This window comes from Streptomyces sp. SID14436, from assembly GCF_010548465.1.
GTDB lineage: Bacteria > Actinomycetota > Actinomycetes > Streptomycetales > Streptomycetaceae > Streptomyces.
This window is the reverse complement of the sequence record NZ_JAAGMD010000884.1, coordinates 1-5116: the sequence shown is the minus strand read 5'-3', so window position 1 is coordinate 5116 and position 5116 is coordinate 1. Positions and strand designations below refer to the sequence as shown.

The window sequence follows — 5116 nt, the reverse complement described above, 5'->3', positions numbered from 1 at the left end:
ACGCTCCCGTGGCGGGCCCGGACCAGCCGGCGCCCGGCCGCGGCCGGCTCGGCCGCGCGGACGGCCGGGTGACCTCGCTCCAAGCCGGGCGGGTGACGGGCCGTATCCCGCGGACGGCGACCCTGCGTCCCACCGTGGTCCCGATCGAATGGCACCGCATGGGCGACCCCCCGGCCCGCCGCCCGGTCCGCGAACTGGGCAACGGGCCGACCGACCTGGCGCTGCTCGCCAGCGCGTTGGAGCGGGCCGCCCGCGAGGTCGCCGCGGCCCACGTCCCGTCACTCCTGTAACTCCCGCACCGCGCCCCGGTGTTGGCCGTCACGACGCGGTCACGATCTCCCACTTGACACAGGACGCACTCTTGCCGCCCCCCGACCCCGGGGGTAGACCAGAGCGCACGGGACAGCGCACGACGTTCGACGCGTACGAAGAACGGGGCAGTGATGCGCAGGACGAGCAGGATCATCCGGATACGCAAGTCGCCCGAACACCCCACGACACCCTCCCGCACCCGCCGTGCCACCAGGGCGGCGGCCGCCGTCGCGGCCGGTGTGCTCGCGGTCTCGCTGACCGCGTGCGGAGGCGGGGACGACGGCGACGACGAGCAGGGCGGCGGCGCCGAGGAGACCGGGACCACCGTCACCCTCCCCCAGCTGGACGGCGCGAGCCTCGAGGTGGCCGCCGTGTGGACCGGTGCCGAACAGGCCAACTTCAAGAAGGTCCTCGCGGAGTTCGAGAAGCGCACCGGCGCCGAGGTGACCTTCGTCCCCGCCCAGGACCCGATCATCAACTTCCTCGGCTCGAAGATCGCGGGCGGCGCCCCGCCGGACGTGGCGATGCTGCCGCAGCCGGGCGCCATCAAGCAGGCGGTGGAGAAGAAGTGGGCCAAGCCGCTGGGCGCCGAGGCGAAGGCGGAGCTGGCCAAGAACTACTCGCAGGGCTGGCAGGACATCGGCGCGGTCGACGGCGAGCAGTACGGCGTCTACTACAAGGCCGCCAACAAGTCGCTGATCTGGTACAACGCCCAGGTCTTCGAGAACGCGGGCGCCGACGAGCCCGAGACCTGGGACGAACTCCTCACCACCGCGCAGACGGTGTACGACTCCGGCGTCACCCCGTTCTCGGTCGGCGGGGCGGACGGCTGGACGCTGACCGACTGGTTCGAGAACGTCTACCTCTCCCAGGCCGGCCCGGAGAAGTACGACCAGCTCGCCGCGCACGAGATCAAGTGGACCGACCCGTCCGTGAAGGACGCGCTGACCACCCTCGCGGAGATCTGGGGCAAGAAGGACTACCTGGCGGGCGGCCCGTCCGGCGCGCTGCAGACCGAGTTCCCGGCCTCGGTGACGCAGACCTTCACCGGCGGCGACCAGCCCAAGGCGGGCATGGTCTACGAGGGCGACTTCGTGCAGGTCAACATCGCGGAGACCGACGCGGAGATCGGCACCGACGCTAAGGTCTTCCCGTTCCCGTCGGTCGGCGACACCCCGCCCGTGGTGTCCGGCGGTGACGCGGCGGTGATCCTCAAGGACTCCGAGGCCGCGCAGGCACTGGCGACCTTCCTGGCCTCCCCGGACGCGGCGAGCATCCAGGCGAAGCTGGGCGGCTACCTCTCGCCGAACAAGAACGTGCCCAACTCCGCCTATCCCAACGAGGTGCAGCGCACCACGGCCAAGGCGCTGATCGACGCGGGCGACGACTTCCGCTTCGACATGTCCGACCAGGCCCCGCAGGCGTTCGGCGGCACGCCCGGCAAGGGCGAGTGGAAGGCGCTGCAGGACTTCCTGAAGGACCCCTCCGACATCGCCGGCACGCAACGGCAGCTGGAGGCCGACGCGGCCGCGGCGTACGGGAACTGATCCGGCATGACGTCGGTCAAGGCGGCAGGGGCCCCCGGGGCGGCCCCTGCCGCTCCCAGGTCGCGCAAGAGCGTCACCGGCACCCGCAGAACCGTGGCGGCGCTGTTCCTGCTGCCCGCGCTCGTCCTGCTCGGTGCGCTCGTGGTCTACCCGATCGGGTACTCCGTCGTCCGCAGCTTCTACGACCAGTCCGGCGACGGGTTCGCCGGGATCGACAACTACCGGGCGCTGTTCACCGACGACGGCATCCGCACGGCGCTGAAGAACAACGTCGTCTGGGTGGTGTTCGCGCCGACCCTCGCCACCGCCCTCGGCCTGATCTTCGCGGTGCTGACCGAACGGATCCGCTGGGGCACGGCGTTCAAGCTGGTCGTCTTCATGCCGATGGCGATCTCCATGCTGGCCGCCGGGATCATCTTCCGGCTGGTGTACGACCAGGAGCCGGACAAGGGCGTCGCCAACGCGGTGTGGGTCGGGGTGCACGACACCTTCGCCCAGTCCTCCGCGTTCCCGAAGGCGCACCCGGGCCGCCAGTCGCCGCTGGAGCCGGCCGGCGGGGGCGCCTTCGTCACCACGGCGACGGTGAGCCCCGGCGACGTCGTCGCCCTGCCGCTGGTCGGCGTCGCGCCGGACATGATGCCGGACGACGCCGAGCGGGCGGTCGCGGCGACCCCGGAGCCGGACCGCGTCACCGGCACGACCTGGCAGGACTTCACCCGCGGCCGGGGCGTCGGCACCCTCAACGAGGTCGACGCGTCCGAACTGGGCTATCCGGGCATGCGGATCGAGGCCGTCAAGGACGGCAAGGTGGTGGAGAGCACCACCGCGGCCGCCGACGGCACCTTCTCACTGTCCGCGAAGGCCGACGGCGCGCACCTGCGGCTGCCCGCGAGCAACTTCGCGGCGCCGTACAACGGCCTGGACTGGCTCGGCCCGTCGCTGGTCACCCCCTCCATCATCGGCTCGTACATCTGGATGTGGGCCGGTTTCGCGATGGTGCTGATCGCGGCCGGGCTCGCCGGCATGCCACGGGAGCTGCTGGAGGCCGCGCGGGTCGACGGCGCCAACGAGTGGCAGGTGTTCCGGCGGATCACGGTGCCGATGCTGGCGCCGGTCCTCGCCGTGGTCGTCGTCACCCTGATGATCAACGTGCTGAAGGTCTTCGACCTGGTCTTCATCATCGCCCCGGGCTCCTCCCAGGACGACGCCAACGTCCTGGCGCTGGAGCTCTACCGCCAGGGCTTCTCCGCGGACCAGCCGGGCATCGCCAGCGCGATCGCGGTGTTCCTGCTGCTGCTGGTGATCCCGGTGATGTGGTTCAACGTACGCAGACTGCGGCGGGAGGTCAGGCGATGACGGTGGAAGCCGGCCCTCCGGTGACGACGCCCCCGGCACCGGTCCGCACCGCCGCGGCCGGGGAGCCGCTGGGTTCCCGGCTCGCCCGGTGGGTGAGCGGCGGAGCCGTACGGGTCTTCCTGATCGTGGTCGGGCTGTTCTGGCTGGTGCCGACGGTCGGGCTGCTGCTGGCCAGCCTGCGCACCCCGCAGGACATGGCGTCCAGCGGCTGGTGGACGGTGTTCACCGAGCCCTCGCAGCTCACCTTCGGCGCCTACGAGACGCTGCTGAAGAACGACGACATCACCGGTTCCCTGCTCAACACGGTGCTGATCACGGTGCCCGCGACCGTGCTGGTCGTCGTCATCGGCGCGCTGGCGGGCTACGCCTTCGCGTGGATGGAGTTCCCGGGCCGGGACTGGTGGTTCCTCGCCGTGGTGGGGCTGCTCGTCGTGCCGGTGCAGGTGGCGCTGATCCCGATCGCCGAACTCTTCGGCGGCATCGGCATCTTCGGCTCGCTGATCGGCGTGATCCTGTTCCACGTCGGCTTCGGCCTGCCGTTCGCGGTGTTCCTGCTGCGGAACTTCTTCGCGGAGATCCCGCGCGAGCTGCTGGAGGCGGCCCGGCTGGACGGGGCCGGTGAACTGCGCCTGTTCGCCCGGGTGGTGATGCCGCTCGCCGGACCGGCGGTCGCCTCGCTGGGCATCTTCCAGTTCCTGTGGGTGTGGAACGACCTGCTCGTGGCGCTGATCTTCTCGGACTCCGGGAGCCAGCCGATCACGGTCGCGCTGCAGACCCAGGTACGCCAGTTCGGCAACAACATCGACGTGCTGGCGCCGGGCGCGTTCATCTCGATGGCGATCCCGCTGGTGGTGTTCTTCGCCTTCCAGCGGCAGTTCGTCTCCGGCGTGATGGCGGGCGCGGTGAAGTAGCGCACGCCTGGGCACACCGGGGGGCGGACCGCGCCGGGTCCGCCCCTTCGGGTGAGCGGATTCCCCCGGATGCAGCAGCGGACGTAACCACGACGGCCCAGCGCCCGTTCCCGGGCCGAACGTCCGCAACGACCGTTGGATGGCTCGTGCCCAGGTTCAGTGTGATCGTCCCCGCGTACCGCGTACAGGCCCACCTCCAGGAGAGCCTGGAGTCGGTGCTGTCCCAGTCGTACCCGGATCTCGAACTGATCGCCGTCGACGACGGTTCGCCCGACGCGTGCGGCGCGCTGATCGACGAGGCCGCCGCCCGCGACCCGCGCGTCCGGGCGGTGCACCTGCCGCAGAACGCGGGCCCGGGCCCCGCCCGCAACGCCGGCATGGAACGCGCCACGGGCGACTACCTCGTGTTCCTCGACGGCGACGACACCCTCGCCCCGGACGCGCTCCTCGCCCTCGCCGGCCGGCTGAAGGAGACGGACGAGCCCGACGTCCTGGTCTACGGCCACGCCCGCACCCACTGGTCCGGCGAGACGCTCCGCGGCCCGGCCGCCGGACAGCTCACCGAGTGCGCCCCGGCGCCGTTCCGGCTGGCGGACCGGCCGGCGCTGCTGAACCTGCCCCCGGTGGCCTGGGACAAGGCGTACCGGCGGGACTTCGTGGCGCGGGAGGGCCTGCGGTTCCCGCCCGGCCTCCACCAGGACGCGCCCTGGACGTACCCGGCGCTGATGACGGCGGAGACGATCGCCACCCTGGACCGGGTGTGCGTGCGCCACCGGCAGCGGCGCGTGGGGGGCCTGTCGCGCACCGCGGGCGAGCGGCACTTCGACGTCTTCGACCAGTACGACCGGCTCTTCGCGTTCCTCGACGAGCGGCCCGGGTTGGCGCACTGGCGGCCGGTGCTGTTCCGCCGCATGGTCGACCACCTGGCGGCCGTGTACACGCGGCGCGAGGCGCTGCCGCGCGGCGCGCGCGGCCCGTTCCTGCGCCGGG

General features: G+C 71.9%; 4 protein-coding genes and 1 pseudogene. All 5 read left to right on the top strand.

Translation table 11 applies throughout. The features are described 5' to 3' along the window. Positions 1-290 (top strand): annotated as a pseudogene (locus G3I53_RS32390) (hypothetical protein); the annotation flags it as partial. A gap of 153 nt (positions 291-443) precedes the next feature. Then, positions 444-1859 carry an ABC transporter substrate-binding protein gene (locus G3I53_RS32385; RefSeq protein WP_164337575.1) on the top strand — a complete coding sequence of 472 codons (1416 nt, stop codon included), beginning with the start codon at positions 444-446 and terminating at the stop codon, positions 1857-1859. 6 nt (positions 1860-1865) lie between these two features. Further along, positions 1866-3215: a sugar ABC transporter permease gene (locus tag G3I53_RS32380; RefSeq protein WP_164337576.1), complete on the top strand. Its 1350-nt coding sequence runs from the start codon at positions 1866-1868 to the stop codon at positions 3213-3215. Continuing rightward, positions 3212-4126 (top strand): carbohydrate ABC transporter permease, encoded by a 915-nt coding sequence (locus G3I53_RS32375; protein WP_239064221.1) that lies wholly within the window; start codon positions 3212-3214, stop codon positions 4124-4126. The genes G3I53_RS32380 and G3I53_RS32375 overlap by 4 nt, the downstream gene beginning before the upstream one ends. A 146-nt stretch (positions 4127-4272) precedes the next feature. Continuing rightward, on the top strand, positions 4273-5116 hold an 844-nt coding region (locus tag G3I53_RS32370; RefSeq protein WP_164439036.1), incomplete at its 3' end, for a glycosyltransferase family 2 protein.